At 55.5% G+C, this 17,461-nt stretch carries 14 protein-coding genes and 1 rRNA gene; 6 read left to right on the top strand and 9 right to left on the bottom strand.

What is annotated here, in order from left to right; genetic code table 11:
* Window positions 1-61: 61 nt before the first annotated feature.
* Window positions 62-1,601, bottom strand: a 16S ribosomal RNA gene (locus D5067_RS23065).
* Between the two features lie 479 nt (window positions 1,602-2,080).
* Between D5067_RS23065 and D5067_RS23070 the strand changes: the two genes are divergently transcribed.
* Window positions 2,081-2,788: a FadR/GntR family transcriptional regulator gene (locus tag D5067_RS23070; RefSeq protein ID WP_119936504.1), complete on the top strand. Its 708-nt coding sequence runs from the start codon at window positions 2,081-2,083 to the stop codon at window positions 2,786-2,788.
* Window positions 2,785-4,218, top strand: a complete 1,434-nt coding sequence (gene mdtD, locus D5067_RS23075; RefSeq protein ID WP_119936503.1) for a multidrug transporter subunit MdtD — start codon at window positions 2,785-2,787, stop codon at window positions 4,216-4,218. The genes D5067_RS23070 and mdtD overlap by 4 nt, the downstream gene beginning before the upstream one ends.
* Here mdtD and rbsR read toward each other — a convergent pair.
* The 7 genes from rbsR to kup form a co-directional block, all read right to left on the bottom strand.
* The gene (gene rbsR / locus D5067_RS23080) at window positions 4,184-5,176 is read right to left on the bottom strand and encodes a ribose operon transcriptional repressor RbsR (protein WP_119936502.1); all 993 of its coding nucleotides are present in this window, start codon (window positions 5,174-5,176) and stop codon (window positions 4,184-4,186) included. The genes mdtD and rbsR overlap by 35 nt on opposite strands.
* A 3-nt stretch (window positions 5,177-5,179) precedes the next feature.
* Window positions 5,180-6,109, bottom strand: coding sequence for a ribokinase (gene rbsK / locus D5067_RS23085; RefSeq protein WP_119936501.1), 930 nt, complete (start codon window positions 6,107-6,109; stop codon window positions 5,180-5,182).
* A gap of 109 nt (window positions 6,110-6,218) precedes the next feature.
* Complete coding sequence (rbsB, locus tag D5067_RS23090) at window positions 6,219-7,109, bottom strand: ribose ABC transporter substrate-binding protein RbsB (RefSeq protein ID WP_023333911.1); 891 nt, start codon at window positions 7,107-7,109, stop codon at window positions 6,219-6,221.
* A gap of 27 nt (window positions 7,110-7,136) precedes the next feature.
* The gene (gene rbsC, locus D5067_RS23095; RefSeq protein WP_119936500.1) at window positions 7,137-8,102 is read right to left on the bottom strand and encodes a ribose ABC transporter permease; all 966 of its coding nucleotides are present in this window, start codon (window positions 8,100-8,102) and stop codon (window positions 7,137-7,139) included.
* A gap of 4 nt (window positions 8,103-8,106) precedes the next feature.
* Entirely contained in the window at window positions 8,107-9,612 is a 1,506-nt protein-coding gene (gene rbsA, locus D5067_RS23100) for a ribose ABC transporter ATP-binding protein RbsA (protein WP_119936499.1), read from the bottom strand.
* A 7-nt stretch (window positions 9,613-9,619) separates the two neighbouring features.
* Window positions 9,620-10,039: a D-ribose pyranase gene (gene rbsD / locus D5067_RS23105; protein WP_119936498.1), complete on the bottom strand. Its 420-nt coding sequence runs from the start codon at window positions 10,037-10,039 to the stop codon at window positions 9,620-9,622.
* A gap of 228 nt (window positions 10,040-10,267) precedes the next feature.
* Window positions 10,268-12,136 carry a low affinity potassium transporter Kup gene (gene kup / locus D5067_RS23110; protein ID WP_119936497.1) on the bottom strand — a complete coding sequence of 623 codons (1,869 nt, stop codon included), beginning with the start codon at window positions 12,134-12,136 and terminating at the stop codon, window positions 10,268-10,270.
* Window positions 12,137-12,358: 222 nt separating this feature from the next.
* Here kup and ravA point away from each other — a divergent pair, with 222 nt between their 5' ends.
* A complete protein-coding gene (ravA, locus tag D5067_RS23115) occupies window positions 12,359-13,855 on the top strand; it encodes an ATPase RavA (RefSeq protein ID WP_119936496.1) in 1,497 nt (498 codons plus the stop codon).
* The gene (gene viaA / locus D5067_RS23120) at window positions 13,849-15,300 is read left to right on the top strand and encodes an ATPase RavA stimulator ViaA (RefSeq protein ID WP_119936495.1); all 1,452 of its coding nucleotides are present in this window, start codon (window positions 13,849-13,851) and stop codon (window positions 15,298-15,300) included. The genes ravA and viaA overlap by 7 nt, the downstream gene beginning before the upstream one ends.
* On the opposite strand, the gene asnA is transcribed toward viaA, so the two are convergent.
* The gene (gene asnA / locus D5067_RS23125) at window positions 15,301-16,293 is read right to left on the bottom strand and encodes an aspartate--ammonia ligase (protein WP_119936494.1); all 993 of its coding nucleotides are present in this window, start codon (window positions 16,291-16,293) and stop codon (window positions 15,301-15,303) included.
* A 151-nt stretch (window positions 16,294-16,444) separates the two neighbouring features.
* On the opposite strand from asnA, the gene asnC reads away from it, so the two are divergent.
* Window positions 16,445-16,903, top strand: a complete 459-nt coding sequence (asnC, locus tag D5067_RS23130; protein WP_119936493.1) for a transcriptional regulator AsnC — start codon at window positions 16,445-16,447, stop codon at window positions 16,901-16,903.
* Window positions 16,904-16,993: 90 nt separating this feature from the next.
* Window positions 16,994-17,443 carry an FMN-binding protein MioC gene (gene mioC, locus D5067_RS23135; RefSeq protein ID WP_119936492.1) on the top strand — a complete coding sequence of 150 codons (450 nt, stop codon included), beginning with the start codon at window positions 16,994-16,996 and terminating at the stop codon, window positions 17,441-17,443.
* Window positions 17,444-17,461: the final 18 nt, after the last annotated feature.

The raw sequence follows: 17,461 nt of genomic DNA on the forward strand, positions 1-17,461 counted from the left end.
CTTGCTATTTACTTTTCATCAGACAATCTGTGTGGACACTACAAAGGCAGGTTCTTTAAGGTAAGGAGGTGATCCAACCGCAGGTTCCCCTACGGTTACCTTGTTACGACTTCACCCCAGTCATGAATCACAAAGTGGTAAGCGCCCTCCCGAAGGTTAAGCTACCTACTTCTTTTGCAACCCACTCCCATGGTGTGACGGGCGGTGTGTACAAGGCCCGGGAACGTATTCACCGTAGCATTCTGATCTACGATTACTAGCGATTCCGACTTCATGGAGTCGAGTTGCAGACTCCAATCCGGACTACGACGCACTTTATGAGGTCCGCTTGCTCTCGCGAGGTCGCTTCTCTTTGTATGCGCCATTGTAGCACGTGTGTAGCCCTACTCGTAAGGGCCATGATGACTTGACGTCATCCCCACCTTCCTCCAGTTTATCACTGGCAGTCTCCTTTGAGTTCCCGGCCGGACCGCTGGCAACAAAGGATAAGGGTTGCGCTCGTTGCGGGACTTAACCCAACATTTCACAACACGAGCTGACGACAGCCATGCAGCACCTGTCTCAGAGTTCCCGAAGGCACCAATCCATCTCTGGAAAGTTCTCTGGATGTCAAGAGTAGGTAAGGTTCTTCGCGTTGCATCGAATTAAACCACATGCTCCACCGCTTGTGCGGGCCCCCGTCAATTCATTTGAGTTTTAACCTTGCGGCCGTACTCCCCAGGCGGTCGACTTAACGCGTTAGCTCCGGAAGCCACTCCTCAAGGGAACAACCTCCAAGTCGACATCGTTTACGGCGTGGACTACCAGGGTATCTAATCCTGTTTGCTCCCCACGCTTTCGCACCTGAGCGTCAGTCTTTGTCCAGGGGGCCGCCTTCGCCACCGGTATTCCTCCAGATCTCTACGCATTTCACCGCTACACCTGGAATTCTACCCCCCTCTACAAGACTCTAGCCTGCCAGTTTCGAATGCAGTTCCCAGGTTGAGCCCGGGGATTTCACATCCGACTTGACAGACCGCCTGCGTGCGCTTTACGCCCAGTAATTCCGATTAACGCTTGCACCCTCCGTATTACCGCGGCTGCTGGCACGGAGTTAGCCGGTGCTTCTTCTGCGGGTAACGTCAATCGACAAGGTTATTAACCTTATCGCCTTCCTCCCCGCTGAAAGTACTTTACAACCCGAAGGCCTTCTTCATACACGCGGCATGGCTGCATCAGGCTTGCGCCCATTGTGCAATATTCCCCACTGCTGCCTCCCGTAGGAGTCTGGACCGTGTCTCAGTTCCAGTGTGGCTGGTCATCCTCTCAGACCAGCTAGGGATCGTCGCCTAGGTGAGCCGTTACCCCACCTACTAGCTAATCCCATCTGGGCACATCTGATGGCAAGAGGCCCGAAGGTCCCCCTCTTTGGTCTTGCGACGTTATGCGGTATTAGCTACCGTTTCCAGTAGTTATCCCCCTCCATCAGGCAGTTTCCCAGACATTACTCACCCGTCCGCCGCTCGTCACCCAGGAGCAAGCTCCCTGTGCTACCGCTCGACTTGCATGTGTTAGGCCTGCCGCCAGCGTTCAATCTGAGCCATGATCAAACTCTTCAATTTAAGTTTGATGCTCGTGAATTAAACTTCGTAATGAATTACGTATGTTCACTCAGAGACTTGGTATTCATTTATTGTCCGAAGACATTAAGAATCCATGTCACTTTGAGTGCCCACACAGATTGTCTGATAAATTGTTAAAGAGCAGTGCAACGCGGCTTTCGCTCACCGTTGCGAGGTCCCGTATAATACGTTTTCCTCATTCAGAGTCAAGCGCTTATTTTCGCTTTTCTCTGTCGGCGTTCATCGCTGAACCCCGCTAACCCGGCGGCCTGTAAGCCGTTGTTCCGTGTCAGTGGAGGCGCATTATAGGGAGTTATTCCGAAGTAACAAGCGGAAATTTAAAAAAAGTTTCTGACCGTGTTTTTTTTCACCAACAGGGATGAAATCAAGCTACAAATTGTTCTATTTGATGTATCTGCAACCACAATCACACTCGAGGTGGCATACTTACCAGCATGAATCATTAAGGAATAAACGCGATGCCCTTAAGCGCACAACAGCTGGCAGCACAAAAAAACCTTTCCTATGTGCTGGCAGAAAAGCTGGCTCAGCTGATCTTAGTGGGTAAATATGCCCCGGGCAGCATCCTGCCGGGTGAGCTGGAGCTGGGCGAGCAGTTCGGGGTAAGCCGTACCGCCGTTCGCGAAGCAGTGAAAACCTTAACAGCAAAAGGGATGGTGCTTCCGCGTCCCCGCATTGGCACTCGCGTGATGCCTCAGGCTAACTGGAACTTCCTCGATCAGGAATTACTCTTCTGGTGGATGAATGAAGATAACTTGAACCAGGTCGTCGATCATTTCCTGGTGATGCGCAGCAGTCTCGAACCTCAGGCCTGCCTGCTTGCCGCCTCGCTCGGTACCGCAGAGCAAAAAGCGCAGTTGAATACCTTAATGGAAGAGATGGTGTTTCTGAAAAAGCACTTCAACCGCGAGCGCTGGATTGAGGTGGATATGGCCTGGCATGAACATATCTATATGATGAGCGCCAATCCGTTCCTTACCTCCTTTGCCTCTTTATTCCATTCGGTGTACCACACCTACTTCACCTCTATTACCCAGGATGAAGTCGTAAAGCTGGATCTGCATCAGGCGATAGTTGATGCCATTCAGGAGAGCGACGGGCAGAAAGCCCTGAGTGCGTGCCAGGCATTACTTGCCGCACCAACCCACCAGCAGGTAAATAAATGACAGAGAAAAAAGCGCGCAGCATGGCCGGATTGCCGTGGATTGCAGCCATGGCTTTTTTTATGCAGGCACTGGATGCCACTATCCTCAATACTGCACTTCCCGCCATCGCACAAAGCCTTAACCGTTCGCCGCTGGCAATGCAGTCCGCCATTATCAGCTACACCCTGACGGTTGCCATGCTGATCCCGGTCAGCGGCTGGCTGGCAGATCGTTTCGGCACCCGAAAAGTCTTCATGCTCGCGGTGACGCTTTTCACCCTTGGATCTCTGGCCTGCGCGCTCTCCACCTCCTTAACGGAGCTGGTAATTTTCCGCGTGCTCCAGGGGGTAGGCGGGGCGATGATGATGCCCGTCGCGCGTCTGGCACTACTGCGCGCCTATCCGCGCAGCGAGCTGCTGCCCGTTCTCAACTTCGTCACCATGCCTGGCCTGGTCGGCCCGATACTTGGCCCCGTGCTGGGCGGTGTGCTCGTCACCTGGGCAAGCTGGCACTGGATTTTCCTGATTAACATTCCGATTGGCGTGGCGGGCCTGATTTATGCCCGCAAATATATGCCGAACTTCACCACGCCAAGACGCAGCTTCGATATGGGCGGTTTTTTCCTGTTTGGCCTGAGCCTGGTTCTGTTCTCCAGCGGCATGGAGCTGTTTGGTGAGAAAATTGTCGCGACGTGGCTGGCGCTGACCGTCATCTTCAGCGGTATTTTGCTGTTCCTTCTTTATATACGTCACGCACGCCGCCATCCGACACCGCTGATCTCTCTGTCTCTCTTTAATACCCGCACCTTCTCGGTCGGCGTGGCGGGTAACATTGCCTCGCGCTTGGGTACGGGCTGTGTTCCCTTTCTGATGCCATTGATGCTGCAGGTCGGTTTCGGTTATCCGGCGTTGATTGCCGGTTGCATGATGGCGCCCACGGCGATGGGATCGATTCTGGCGAAATCAACGGTAACGCAGGTGCTGCGCTGGTTTGGCTATCGTAAAACGCTGGTTGGCGTGACGGTCTTTATCGGCCTGATGATTGCCCAGTTCTCACTGCAGTCCGCCGCGTTACCCGTCTGGATGCTGATCCTGCCGCTGTTTGTGCTGGGTATGGCGATGTCGACGCAGTTCACGTCGATGAATACAATCACCCTTGCCGACCTCACCGACGAGAACGCCAGCAGCGGCAACAGCGTGCTGGCCGTCACGCAACAGCTGTCGATAAGTCTTGGCGTTGCCGTGAGTGCGGCAGTGCTGCGGTTTTATGAAGGGGTCGACGGTACGAATACCGTCGAGCAGTTCCACTATACCTTTATCACCATGGGCGCGCTTACGGTGGTATCGGCGCTGGTCTTTATGCTGTTAAAACCGAAGGACGGCCGGAACCTGATAAAAGAACGTCATAAAGAGAAAGCTAAACCGAACCGCGTTCCATCAGAACAGGAGTAAGCTGCAGGCGTTGCTGCTGCAGCGTGGGCTGCGCCATACGGTGAATCAGTACATCAATGGCCAGCTCGCCCAGTTCATCCTTCGGCTGATGGATGGTGGTGAGCGGCGGCGTCATATAGCGCGCCAGCTCGATATCGTCGTAGCCAATTACCGCCATATCGTCCGGCACGCGCAGCCCAGCCTGATACAACGCCTGATAGGCACCAAACGCCATCGCATCGTTACCGATAAAAACCGCCTGCGGGCGCGGCTCCTGCGCCAGCAACGTCTGCATCGCCTCGAAGCCGCCGTTAAATTCAAAATCACCGGTGATCCGGTAACCATCAGGAATGGCAAGCCCGGACCGTTCCATGGCGGAAAGATACCCTTCCAGACGCAAGCGTGCCGGGGTTTTGTCCAGCGGACCGGTGATGCAGGCGATGCGGGTATAGCCTTTATCAATAAGATGCTGAGTCGCCATATCGCCGCCCAGCAGGGAGTTATCCTGAATCAGATCGCTGGTTCCGTCGAACGGTGCCCAGTCCATCATGACCGTCGGGATAGAAGGATAGCGCTGGATAATCTCTTTCGAGGGCTGATGCGTTTCGGTACACAGCAGCAGTAGCCCATCGACGCGTTTTTGCATTAGCGTCTCAAGGTTGCGATTCATGCGCTGCTCGTCGCCTTCGGTATTGCACAACACCAGGCTATAGCCACGTTCGAAGCAGCTGCGCTCTACGCCGCGCACAAGTTCAGAATAAAAAGGGTTGGTACTGGCCGTAATCAGCATGCCGATAGTGCGCGTCTGATTGAGCTTCAGGCTGCGTGCCAGCGCAGACGGCGCATAGTTGAGATCTTTTACTGCAGCTTCGACTTTCTCCCGTATCGCCTCACTGACGAAGCGATCCTTATTAATGACGTGGGAGACCGTCGAAGTAGAAACGCCCGCCATGCGGGCGACATCTTTCATCGTAGCCAAGCGTTACCCCTGCTGACTTAAGAATTCATCAATCTCTTTACGCCACGGAACGGAAGGCTGCGCGCCTTTACGCGTTACCGCGATCGCGGCTGCAGCATGGGCAAAGCGAATCGCGTCATCCATACCCTTACCTTCCAGCAGCGCAGTCACTAATGCCCCGTTGAACGTATCTCCCGCTGCGATGGTATCAATGGCTTTGACCTTAAAGCCCGGCACGCGGCGGCCTTCACCGTTTACGCTTGCCCATACCCCGCGGCTGCCGAGGGTAATGATCACCGTTCCAATGCCTTTCCCGTGCAGCACTTTTGCTGCACGCGCGGCATCGTCATCATTTTCAACGCGAATACCCGTCAGTTTTTCTGCTTCGGTTTCGTTCGGGGTGATGATGTCCACCAGCGCCAGCAGCTCGTCTGATAATACACGGGCTGGAGCCGGGTTAAGTACGACAGTGGTATGATTTTCATGCGCAATTTTCGCGGCGGCCAGCACGCTTTCAACTGGGGATTCCAGCTGCATCAGCAGGGCTTGCGCATCCGCGACGATCTCGCGCTGCGCTTCAACACGTTCAGTCGTCAGCGCGGCGTTAGCGCCCGCATGAATACCGATAACATTCTCACCTTCAGCGTTGACGAAAATCAGCGCCACGCCGGTGGATTCCCCTTCGACCACGCTCACCGGCGCAACATCGATGTTGTCGCTTGCCAGCTGTTTGCGTACGCGCTCGCCGGTATCGTCATCGCCGGTACAGGCGATAAACGCGATATTCGCCCCGCTGCGTCCGGCGGCGACGGCCTGGTTTGCGCCCTTACCGCCGAAGGCCACCTGGTACTGATTACCGGTGACGGTTTCGCCCGGCGTCGGGAAGGTTTCAAGGTTAAGAATGTGATCGGCATTGATACTGCCAAGGACGACGAGGTTGCCTGCGGTTTTCATGTATTGAGGTGTCCATCTGAGAGCGCCACCGGTGTTACCCGGTGGCGTATGCCACACTTTTCTTTTTAGGGTGTCCCTCAGGCAGCCAGCGACTGCCTGAATCGCCTTTTTACTGCTTGATGACCAGCTTCAGGTCAACGGGGTATTTGGCCTGAACTTTTTCGCCCTTCAGCACTTTATCGGCAGTTTCAACGCCAGTGGCGCCAATCTGCTCTGGCAGCTGAGCGATGGTCGCAGCCAGTTTGCCATCATTTACCGCTTTTTCACCATCCGGCGTGCCGTCAAATCCGACAACCATCACATCAGATTTACCTGCGGTCTGCAGGGCACGCAGTGCGCCCAGCGCCATTTCGTCGTTCTGGGCGAATACGGCCTGCACGTCAGGGTGCGCGGTCAGCAGGTTCTGCATCACGTTCAAGCCTTTAGTACGGTCGAAGTCTGCCGGCTGGCTGGCCAGTACGTTAAATTTGTGCGCTGCAACGGCCTGCTGGAAGCCTTCACCACGCTCACGCGCTGCGGAAGTCCCGGCGATGCCCTGCAGTTCGATAACTTTCGCGCCTTCACCGGCTTTCTTCGCGATGTAATCACCCGCGATTTTGCCGCCCAGCACGTTATCAGAAGCAATGTGGCTGACCACCTCACCTTTAGACGCCTGACGGTCGAGGGTGATCACCGGAATTTTCGCCTGGTTTGCCATCTTCACGGCGTTACCTACGGCATCAGAATCGGTTGGGTTGATCAGCAGAATTTTGGTGCCACGAACGGTTAAGTCCTGAACGTTGGCCAGCTCTTTCGCCGGGTTGTTCTGCGAATCCAGCACCACCAGGTTGTAGCCCAGTTTGTCCGCTTCTTTCTGCGCGCCGTCCTTCAGGGAGACGAAGAACGGGTTGTTCAGGGTAGAGACAACCAGCGCGATGGTGTCTTTTGCCATTGCGTTAGCACTTACGGTTGCGCTCAGCGCGACTGCAGAAACCAGGGTAGCCAGTTTTTTCATGTTCATATCTAAGATGTCCTGTAGTGTCGTCAGTTACTGTTTTTTGTTGTCTACCAGTACCGCCAGCAAAATCACCACTGCCTTAACGATCATCTGGTAATAGGAGGAAACACCTAACAAATTCAAACCATTATTCAGGAAACCGAGGATCAGTGCGCCGATCAAAGTCCCAACAATGCGACCTTTACCGCCCGCAAGACTCGTACCGCCCAGAACCACTGCCGCAATGGCATCCAGCTCATATCCCGTACCCGCCGTTGGCTGCGCGGAAGAGAGGCGCGCCACTTCGATGATGCCCGCCAGAGACGCCAGCAGACCGCACAGGGAGTAAACGATAATTTTGACTTTATTGACGCTGATACCGGACAGGCGCGTTGCCGCTTCGTTACCGCCCAGGGCGTAGATATAACGGCCCAGACGGGTGTGGTGCAGCATGTACCACGCCGCCAGGAAGACGATAGCCATGATCCAGACCGGCGTCGGGATCCCCAGCGGGCGGCCGATACCAAACCAGCCAAACAGATCGGCGTTATCCGTAAAGCCCGTGTTCACCGGGCTGCCGTTGGTGTAAACCATGGTCACACCGCGCAGCAGGAGCATCATCACCAGCGTGGCGATGAACGCCTGAACGCGGCCTTTCGCCACAATCACCCCGGTCACGGCGCCAATCGCAGCGCCCGCAGCCAGCGCTGCTGCAACGGCCACCAGCGCGTTGACCTCAATCCCTACAATTGAAGCGGCAATCGCACCGGTGAGCGCCAGCAGGGAACCGACGGACAGATCGATACCCGACGTCAGAATCACCAGCGTCATACCGACCGCCATAATGGCGTTGACGGACGTCTGCTGAAGAATGTTGAACAGGTTATTTACGGTAAAAAAGTTCGGGCTCATGGTGGAGACAATCGCGATCAGCACCAGCAGGGCAATCAGCGATTTTTGTTCCAGCAGCCATGCCTTAGTGAAATAGCGGCGACCAGAAACAGCCTGGGTAGTCATCTTCTTACTCCTGATTCACGCGATTAAGCTTGCCCACAGCGGCAGCCATCAGAACTTCCTGGGTGGCCTGCTCGCGAGTGAATTCACCGCCGAGATGCCCTTCATGCATAACGATAATGCGATCGCTCATGCCTAATACTTCTGGCATCTCGGAAGAGACCAGAATGATGCTCAGACCGTCGGCCTTGAACTGGTTAATCAGCTGATAAATTTCTTTCTTCGCGCCCACGTCCACGCCGCGGGTTGGCTCATCGAGGATCAGCACTTTCGGGCGCGTCATCAGCCCGCGCGCAATCGCCACTTTCTGCTGATTACCGCCGGATAAGAGGCCAATCGCCTGCTCCATCGACGGGGTTTTAACGTTAAAGAGACGGATAAAATCGCTGACCGCCTGCTGTTCGTCTTTGTGCTTCAGCGTACCGCCGCTATGGCTGAAATAGCGCAGCGCGGTGAGCGACATGTTCTCTTTTACCGACATGCCCAGCACTAAGCCATCGCGCTTGCGGTCTTCAGAGATATAGACGATGCCGTTCGCCAGGCCATCCTGCGGGGATCGCGTCACCACTTCATGACCGTCGAGGGTGACATAGCCGCTTGCACGCGGCAGGGCGCCGTAAAGCACTTTCATCAGCTCGGTACGGCCCGCGCCCATCAGGCCCGCCACGCCCAGGATCTCGCCCTGGCGCAGGGTAAAGGTCACGTCGTTCACGCCAGGACCGCAGAGATTGTCCACCTTCAGGCGGATCTCACCCGGCGCTTTGTCCAGATGCGGATACTGATCTTCGAGCTTACGCCCCACCATCATTTCGATAAGCGAATCTTCGATCAGCGTCGCCACTTCGCGCTCGGCAATAAACTGTCCGTCGCGGAAGACGGTAACGTCATCGCAGATTTCGAAGATCTCTTTCATACGGTGTGAGATATAGACAATCCCGCGCCCCTGCGATTTCAGCTCGCGGATCACGCGGAACAGGGATTCGGTTTCGGTATCGGTGAGGGCGTCGGTTGGTTCATCCATAATGATGACCTTCGACTCAAAGCTCAGCACCTTCGCTATTTCCACCATCTGCTGATCGCCGATAGAGAGATCGCCCACCAGGCGGTCGCTCTTGAAGCGCAGGTTCAGCTTCGCCAGCAGCTTGTCCGCTTCGGCGTACATCGTTTTCCAGTCGATTTTGCCGAACCGGTTCACAAACTCGCGGCCCAGGAAGATGTTCTCCGCAATGGTGAGCTGCGGGATCAGGTTCAGTTCCTGGTGGATAATGCCGATGCCCGCTTCCTGAGAGGATTTCGGGCCGGTGAAGGTGGTCTCTTTACCCAGCCAGACGAGCGAACCCGCATCGCGCTGATAGATACCGGTCAGCACTTTCATCATGGTGGATTTGCCGGCACCGTTTTCGCCCACCAGCGCCATGACGCGCCCGGCGTATACGTTCAGTGCCGCACCTGAGAGGGCTTTTACGCCCGGGAAGGATTTATCGATCCCTTTAAGCTGCAGTAATGCGTCCATGATGGCCTCAGAAGGTGACGCCAGCACAGAGAATGATATTCGCATACGGGGAACACTCCCCGCTGCGAATCACCGCCTGACTGTCTGCGGTTTGTTGTTTGAACTGCTCGTGCGTTGTGTAACGAATTTCTATAGTGTTTCCCTGGTGTTGCTGCAGTTGCTCAATGTGGCTGAGCAACGTTTCGTGGAGCTGCGGATTATGTTGTTTAATTTCCGTCGCGAGAATGGCCGCCTCAACCTCCATCTCCGCCGTCACTACGCCCAGTACCTGCATAAACGAAGGGACACCCTGCGTTAACGCCATATCGATACGGGTTGTGCTGCGCGGAACCGGTAAGCCTGCATCGCAAACCACCAGCGTATCGGTATGCCCAAGACGGGAAATAACCGATGAGATTTCTGAGTTGAGAACCGTGCCTTTCTTCATTTTCTTGCTCCACTAGCGAAACGTTTCGCTAAAAGTAGTGTAGCCTCAGAAATGTTCAGAAAACCATCATGACGTAACGGAATTGTGATCAACGTCGAAACGTTTCGCTAAGTGAAATATGGAGGAGAGGTAAATGCAAAACGGTAACCCTCAGGTTACCGTTTTTTATGTTTGCACCCTCTCCCTGTGGGAGAGGGTCGGGGTGAGGGCATCAGCCCGTACGGAGGATTAGATCTCGACCTGCGTTCCCAGCTCAATCACGCGGTTAGGCGGGATCTCAAACTGGTCAGGCGCACGCAGGGCGTTACGTTGCAGGATAAGGTAAAGCTTGCCGCGCAGGCGCAGATACCACGGACGTTTGCCGATAATCAGCGACTCGTGAGACATAAAGAACGACGTCTCCATCATGCGGCAGCTCAGCCCTTCCAGACCGCAGCGGTGGAATACCTCTTCCACGTTCGGCGTTTCGCGCCAGCCGTAGCTTGCCACCACGCGCCAGAAGGTCGGCGACAGTTGCTCAATCTGCACGCGACGCACGTTATGAACGTATGGCGCATCCTCGGTACGTAGCGTCAGGAGGATCACGCGCTCGTGCAGCACTTTGTTGTGCTTGAGGTTATGCATCAGCGCAAACGGGATCACGTTCAGCGCGCGGGACATATACACCGCCGTGCCCGGCACGCGCACCGGCGGGGATTTCTCCAGCGAGGCAATCATCGCCTCCAGAGAATTGCCGTGCTCGTGCATGCGGCGCAGCAGGCGGAAACGCTCGCTCTTCCACGTCGTCATCACAATGAACATCACCAGACCCAGCGTCAGCGGCAGCCAGCCGCCGGAGACAATCTTGTCGAGGTTGGCGGAGAACAGCGGCACGTCGATGCACAGGAAGGCCACCAGAATCAGCCCCACAAGGAGTTTATTCCAGTGCCAGTTCCGGTAAGCCACCGTGGTGGAGAGGAATGTCGTCAGCACCATCGTACCGGTCACCGCAATACCGTACGCCGCGGCCAGGTTGCTGGAGTGTTCGAAGCTGACGATAACAATCACCACCGCGAAATAGAGCAGCCAGTTAATGAAAGGAATGTAGATCTGGCCGGACTCCATTTCCGAGGTGTGGATAATACGCATTGGAGAGAGATACCCCAGACGCACGGCCTGACGGGTCAGCGAGAACACACCGGAAATGACCGCCTGAGACGCAATCACCGTCGCCAGCGTGGCGAGGATCAGCATCGGCACCAGCGCCCAGTCAGGTGCCAGCAGGAAGAACGGGTTCTTAATCGCTTCCGGGTGTTTGAGCAGCAGCGCGCCCTGGCCGAAGTAGTTCAGCACCAGCGACGGCAGTACCACGCTAAACCACGCAACGCGGATAGGCAGCTTCCCGAAGTGGCCCATATCGGCATACAGGGCTTCAACGCCCGTGATGGAGAGCACAACTGCGCCGAGCGCCACAAAAGAGACAACTTTATATTCAAGGAAGAAATGCACCGCCCAGTACGGGTTCAGCGCATGCAGCACGTCCGGGTTGGCAATAATGCTGCGCAAGCCCAGCACGGCCAGGATCAGGAACCAGGCCAGCATAATTGGCGCGAACAGTTTGCCCACCAGCCCCGTGCCGTGCTTTTGAATAGCGAAAAGCAGCGTCAGGACGATGATGGCGAGCGGAACCACCCACGTATCCAGCTGTGGCGCGATAATCTCCAGCCCCTCAATCGCCGAGAGCACCGAGATGGCGGGCGTTATCACCACTTCCCCATAGAAGAAGCTGCCGCCAATCAGGCCGATGATGACCAGCACCGAGGTCATTCTGGCGGACGTATTGCGCCCGGCCAGCGACATCAGCGTCAGGATCCCCCCTTCACCCGCGTTATCTGCGCGCATAACGAAGGAGAGATATTTTACCGAGACGACAAGAATCAGGAGCCAGAAGATGAGAGACAGGAAACCAAAGACGGCATCACGTTCAACACCAAAACCAAACTGGCCAGACAGACATTCACGAAGCGTATAAAGCGGGCTGGTGCCAATATCACCGTAGACAACCCCGATCGCCGCAAGCGTTATTGCGGGTAATGATTGCTTATTATCAGTGCTCATAGACTAGTCTTTTCGTTTAAATAACAAATGTGTGCTTAGTCCCTTGGCCCACAAAAAGCGCACAGTATGCACGATTCATTGCAAAATCGTACCCCTAAATGCAACCGCGTTAATGTAGCGCAAAGAAAATAGCGCCGCACTTCAGTCTATTACCAGCCCTGACTGAAACGTCTATACTCGCTTCAATTGGCCGCCACGACGGCGAAAGGATGCAAAACTATTATGGCTTACTCACATTTATTAGCAGAAAGAATTTCCCGTCTCAGCAGCGCGCTGGAGAAAGGCCTTTACGAGCGTAGCCACGCCATTCGTCTCTGTTTACTGGCGGCGCTGAGCGGTGAGAGCGTGTTTTTGCTGGGTCCGCCGGGCATTGCCAAAAGCCTGATTGCCCGCAAGCTGAAGTTTGCCTTTCAGAATGCGCGCGCCTTTGAATACCTTATGACCCGCTTCTCCACCCCTGAGGAAGTGTTCGGCCCGCTCTCCATTCAGGCGCTAAAGGATGAAGGACGCTATGAGCGCTTAACTGCAGGATATTTACCCGAAGCTGAAATTGTCTTTCTGGATGAAATCTGGAAAGCTGGCCCGGCCATTCTGAACACCCTGCTGACGGCAATTAACGAACGTCGGTTTCGCAATGGCGCCAGCGAAGAGAAAATCCCGATGCGCCTGCTGGTGGCCGCCTCAAACGAACTGCCGGAAGCCGACAGCAGCCTCGAAGCATTGTATGACCGCATGCTGATCCGCCTGTGGCTGGACAAAGTACAGGATAAGTCCAACTTTCGCTCCATGCTGGTGAGCCAGCAGGATGAGAATGAGAACCCGGTTCCTGCATCTTTGCAGGTCTCGGATGAGGAGTATTACCAGTGGCAGCAGGACATCGGCAAAATCACGCTGCCAGATGCCGTCTTTGAACTGATCTTCATGCTGCGCCAGCAGCTCGATTTACTGCCGTCAGCGCCGTATGTGTCCGATCGTCGCTGGAAAAAGGCGATCCGCCTGCTACAGGCCAGCGCGCTGTTCAGCGGGCGTGATGCCGTCGCACCAATCGACCTGATCCTGCTGAAAGACTGCCTGTGGCACGATGCTGAAGGCATGAACCTGATGCAGCAACAGCTTGAAGTATTGATGACCGGGCACGCCTGGGGCCAGCAGTCGATGCTCAATCAGCTGGGCGCAATTGCCCAGCGTCGCATTCAGCTCCAGCAGCAGCAAAGTGATAAAACGGCGCTGAAGGTGAGCCGCCTTGGCGGCATGTTTGCGCGCAAACCGCACTATGAACTCCCTGCCGATCTCACCGGCACCACGCTAACGCTGCTGCTTCAGCAGCCGCTCAAACTTCACGACATGCAGGTAGTCCACATTACGATGGAGCGCGAAGCGCTGGCGCAGTGGCTGGATAAGGGCGGTGAGATCCGCGGCAAGCTGAACGGTATTGGTTTTGCGCAACAGCTCACTATGGAAGTGGACAGCAGTCAGCATCTGGTGATCCGCGACGTCAGCCTGCAGGGATCGCGTCTTGCGCTGCCGGGAACCGCCTCCGACAGCGTACCGGAAGAGATTAAGCAACAGCTGGCAGCGCTGGATACCGAATGGCATCAGCAGCACACGCGCTTTAGCGATCAGCAAAAATGCCTCTTTATCCATAGCGACTGGCTAGGTCGCATCGAAGCCAGCCTGCAGGACGTCAGCGCGCAGATCAAACAGGCGCGTCAATGCTAACGCTGGACACGCTTAACGTCATGCTGGCGGTCAGCGAGGAGGGGTTGATCGAGGAGGTGGTTATTACCCTTCTGGCCTCCCCCCAGCTGGCGGCCTTTTTTGAGAAATTCCCAAAGCTCAAAAAGGCGATGACCGACGATCTCCCACGCTGGCGCGATAGCCTGCGTCAGCGATTTAAGGAGACGGAAGTCCCGCCCGAACTGACGGAGGAGGTCGCCGGCTATCAGCAGTGCCAGCGGCTGTCGACAACGCAGTTTATCGTTCAGTTACCGCAAACCCTGACGCTGCTCGATAAAGTCCACTCGCCGTTTGCCAGCCAGGCCCGCGCGCTGGTCACGGATAACGCCACCTTTACCCCGGCGCTGCATACCCTCTTTTTACAGCGCTGGCGGCTGAGCCTGGTCGTTCAGGCCACCACCCTTAACCAGCAGCTGCTGGATGAGGAGCGAGAGCAGCTGCTCAGTGAAGTTCAGGAGCGGATGACGTTGAGCGGCCAGCTCGAAGAGGTGCTGGTAGAAAACGAAAATGCCGCCGGACGCCTCTGGGACATGAGCGCCGGACAGTTGAAGCGCGGAGACTACCAGCTGATCGTAAAGTACGGCGACTTTCTGGCACAACAGCCGGAGCTGATGAAGCTCGCGGAACAGCTGGGCCGCTCGCGGGAGGCAAAATCCGTCCCAAAGAAAGATGCGCCGATGGAAACCTTTCGTACCCTGGTACGCGAACCGGCCACGGTGCCGGAACAGGTGGACGGCCTCCAGCAGAGCGATGACATCCTGCGCCTTTTGCCCACCGAGCTGAGCACGCTGGGGATGACGGAGCTGGAATATGAGTTTTACCGCCGGCTGGTGGAAAAGCAGCTTCTCACCTATCGTCTCCACGGCGAAGCCTGGCACGAGAAGTTAAGCCAGCGCCCGGTCATTCATCAGGATTTTGATGAACAGCCGCGCGGCCCCTTTATTGTGTGCGTGGATACATCCGGATCGATGGGCGGTTTCAACGAGCAGTGTGCGAAAGCATTCTGCCTGGCCCTGATGCGCGTCGCGCTCGCCGACCGGCGTCGCTGCTTCATCATGCTCTTTTCCAGCGAAGTGGTGGGCTATGAGCTGACGAACCAGCAGGGTATCGAGCAGGCGATCCGCTTTTTGAGCCAGCGTTTTCGCGGCGGTACCGATCTGGCCAGCTGCTTTCGCAGCATCGTCGAACGTATGCAGGGCGGCGACTGGTACGACGCCGACGCAGTGGTGATTTCCGATTTTATTGCCCAGCGGCTGCCGGATGACGTGGTGAATAAAGTGAAGGAGTTGCAGCGGGTGCACCAGCACCGTTTCCATGCCGTCGCGATGTCGGCACATGGAAAACCCGGCATCATGCGCATCTTCGATCATATCTGGCGCTTTGATACCGGGTTGCGTAGCCGCCTGCTCAGACGCTGGCGGCGCTAATTACAGAAGGGAACCGACGCTTTCACGAACCTGCTGCGGCCAGACGCCACACTGCACCTGACCAATATGGGAGAGCTGCAGAAGAAGCATAGTCAGACGAGACTGGCCAATACCGCCGCCGATGGTTTGCGGCATTTCACCGCGCAGCAGCGCCTGGTGCCACTCCAGCTGCAGACGATCTTCATCACCGGTCACCGCCAGCTGACGCTTAAGCGCATCGGCATCCACGCGGATCCCCATAGAAGAGAGCTCAAACGCATCTTCCAGAATCGGGTTCCAGACCAGAATATCACCGTTCAGCCCGGCAAACTCGCTCTCACCCGTAGTGCTCCAGTCATCATAATCCGGAGCGCGCACGTCATGGCGCTTACCGTCAGACAGGTTGCCGCCGATCCCAATCAGGAACACGGCGCCCAGCTCTTTGGCAATCGCACGCTCGCGGCCTTTGGCATCCAGATCCGGGAAGCGGCTCAGCAGTTCCTGGCTGTGAACAAAGTGGATCGATTCCGGCAGGAACGGTGCCAGACCAAATTCTTTGCTCACTGCCGCTTCGGTCGCTTTGATCCCGGCGTAAATCGCCTCAACGGTGGATTTCAGCGTACCCAGGTGGCGTTCGCCGTCGCCCATTACGCGCTCCCAGTCCCACTGGTCAACGTAGACAGAGTGAATAGCCGTCAGGCGGTCTTCATCGGGGCGAAGGGCTTTCATGTGCGTGTAGAGCCCTTCGCCCGCGCTGAAGTCGTGTTGTCCCAGGGTTTGACGCTTCCACTTCGCCAGAGAATGCACCACTTCGAACTGGGCATCTGGCAGTGTTTTCACTTTCACCTGTACCGCTTTTTCGCATCCAGACAAGTTATCCTGGGTCCCGTCACCCACGCGGCTCAGAATCGGCGCCTGGACTTCAATCAGCCCAAGCTTGTCTTCCAGCTGGCGAGAAAAATGGGATTTAACGAAACTGATCTGGCGTTGTTTTGCGATGTAAGCGGTTTTCATTATTTATACTCCTGCGTCCTGTTGGTATTGATTAAGCAACAGAAATGGCACTCAATTCAATAATCAAACAACAAAAAGCCTGCTTCACTTTTGATTCGTTAAAATAAGGCGCTAGAATAGAAACATTCATTAATCTTCATAAGAAAAAGCTATGGAAAATTATCAGATCGACAATCTGGACCGCGGCATCCTGGAAGCCTTAATGGCCAATGCACGCACCGCCTACGCCGAGCTGGCGAAACAGTTTGGCGTCAGCCCGGGGACAATCCACGTTCGCGTTGAGAAGATGAAGCAGGCCGGGATCATCACCGGCGCGCATATCGATGTGAGCCCTAAACAGCTGGGCTACGACGTCTGCTGCTTCATTGGCATTATTCTTAAAAGCGCGAAAGACTATCCTTCCGCACTGGAGAAACTGAACGCGTTAGACGAGGTCACCGAGGCGTATTACACCACCGGTCACTACAGCATCTTTATTAAGGTAATGTGCCGATCTATCGATGCGCTCCAGCAGGTACTTATCAACAAGATCCAAACAATTGATGAAATTCAATCCACCGAGACGCTGATCTCCCTGCAAAACCCGATCATGCGCACCATCCGCCCATGATCGGGCAAAACCATTCCCACATTTTCCACAGGTAGATCCCAGCTCGTTCACAGCGTACAATGGCCGCCTCTTTATCTGAGCGAGCGATCAATGGCGGACATTACCCTTATCAGCGGCAGCACCCTTGGCGGTGCGGAATACGTAGCGGAACATCTGGCTGAGAAGCTGGAAGATGCGGGCTTTTCTACAGAAACCCTGCACGGACCGTTACTTGAAGATCTCCCGTCTGACGGGGTCTGGCTGCTGATTACCTCCACGCACGGCGCGGGCGATATCCCGGATAATCTGCAACCTTTATATGATGAACTGCAGGAACAGCAGCCTGACCTCTCAAACGTCCGTTTTGGCGCGGTTGGGATCGGCAGCCGTGAATATGACACCTTCTGTGGTGCTATAGAGAAAGTAGAAGCCGCGGTCACCTCTTGTGGAGCCAAACAATTGGGTGAAACGCTCAAGATCAACATCCTCGATCATGATATTCCGGAAGATCCAGCCGAGATCTGGCTAGCAGATTGGAAAAATTTACTCAAAAACGCTTAAAGATCGCGCAAACAGATG

Source organism: Enterobacter huaxiensis (assembly GCF_003594935.2).
Classification (GTDB): Bacteria; Pseudomonadota; Gammaproteobacteria; order Enterobacterales; family Enterobacteriaceae; genus Enterobacter; species Enterobacter huaxiensis.

Bases quoted from the DNA above. Each gene is read 5' to 3' on its own strand.
- asnA (WP_119936494.1), bottom strand. From the start codon at position 16,293: ATGAAAACCGCTTACATCGCAAAACAACGCCAGATCAGTTTCGTTAAA.
- rbsK (WP_119936501.1), bottom strand. From the start codon at position 6,109: ATGAAAACCGCAGGCAACCTCGTCGTCCTTGGCAGTATCAATGCCGAT.
- kup (WP_119936497.1), bottom strand. From the start codon at position 12,136: ATGAGCACTGATAATAAGCAATCATTACCCGCAATAACGCTTGCGGCG.
- rbsB (WP_023333911.1), bottom strand. From the start codon at position 7,109: ATGAACATGAAAAAACTGGCTACCCTGGTTTCTGCAGTCGCGCTGAGC.
- ravA (WP_119936496.1), top strand. From the start codon at position 12,359: ATGGCTTACTCACATTTATTAGCAGAAAGAATTTCCCGTCTCAGCAGC.
- D5067_RS23070 (WP_119936504.1), top strand. From the start codon at position 2,081: ATGCCCTTAAGCGCACAACAGCTGGCAGCACAAAAAAACCTTTCCTAT.
- mioC (WP_119936492.1), top strand. From the start codon at position 16,994: ATGGCGGACATTACCCTTATCAGCGGCAGCACCCTTGGCGGTGCGGAA.
- rbsD (WP_119936498.1), bottom strand. From the start codon at position 10,039: ATGAAGAAAGGCACGGTTCTCAACTCAGAAATCTCATCGGTTATTTCC.
- rbsC (WP_119936500.1), bottom strand. From the start codon at position 8,102: ATGACTACCCAGGCTGTTTCTGGTCGCCGCTATTTCACTAAGGCATGG.
- rbsA (WP_119936499.1), bottom strand. From the start codon at position 9,612: ATGGACGCATTACTGCAGCTTAAAGGGATCGATAAATCCTTCCCGGGC.
- mdtD (WP_119936503.1), top strand. From the start codon at position 2,785: ATGACAGAGAAAAAAGCGCGCAGCATGGCCGGATTGCCGTGGATTGCA.
- viaA (WP_119936495.1), top strand. From the start codon at position 13,849: ATGCTAACGCTGGACACGCTTAACGTCATGCTGGCGGTCAGCGAGGAG.
- asnC (WP_119936493.1), top strand. From the start codon at position 16,445: ATGGAAAATTATCAGATCGACAATCTGGACCGCGGCATCCTGGAAGCC.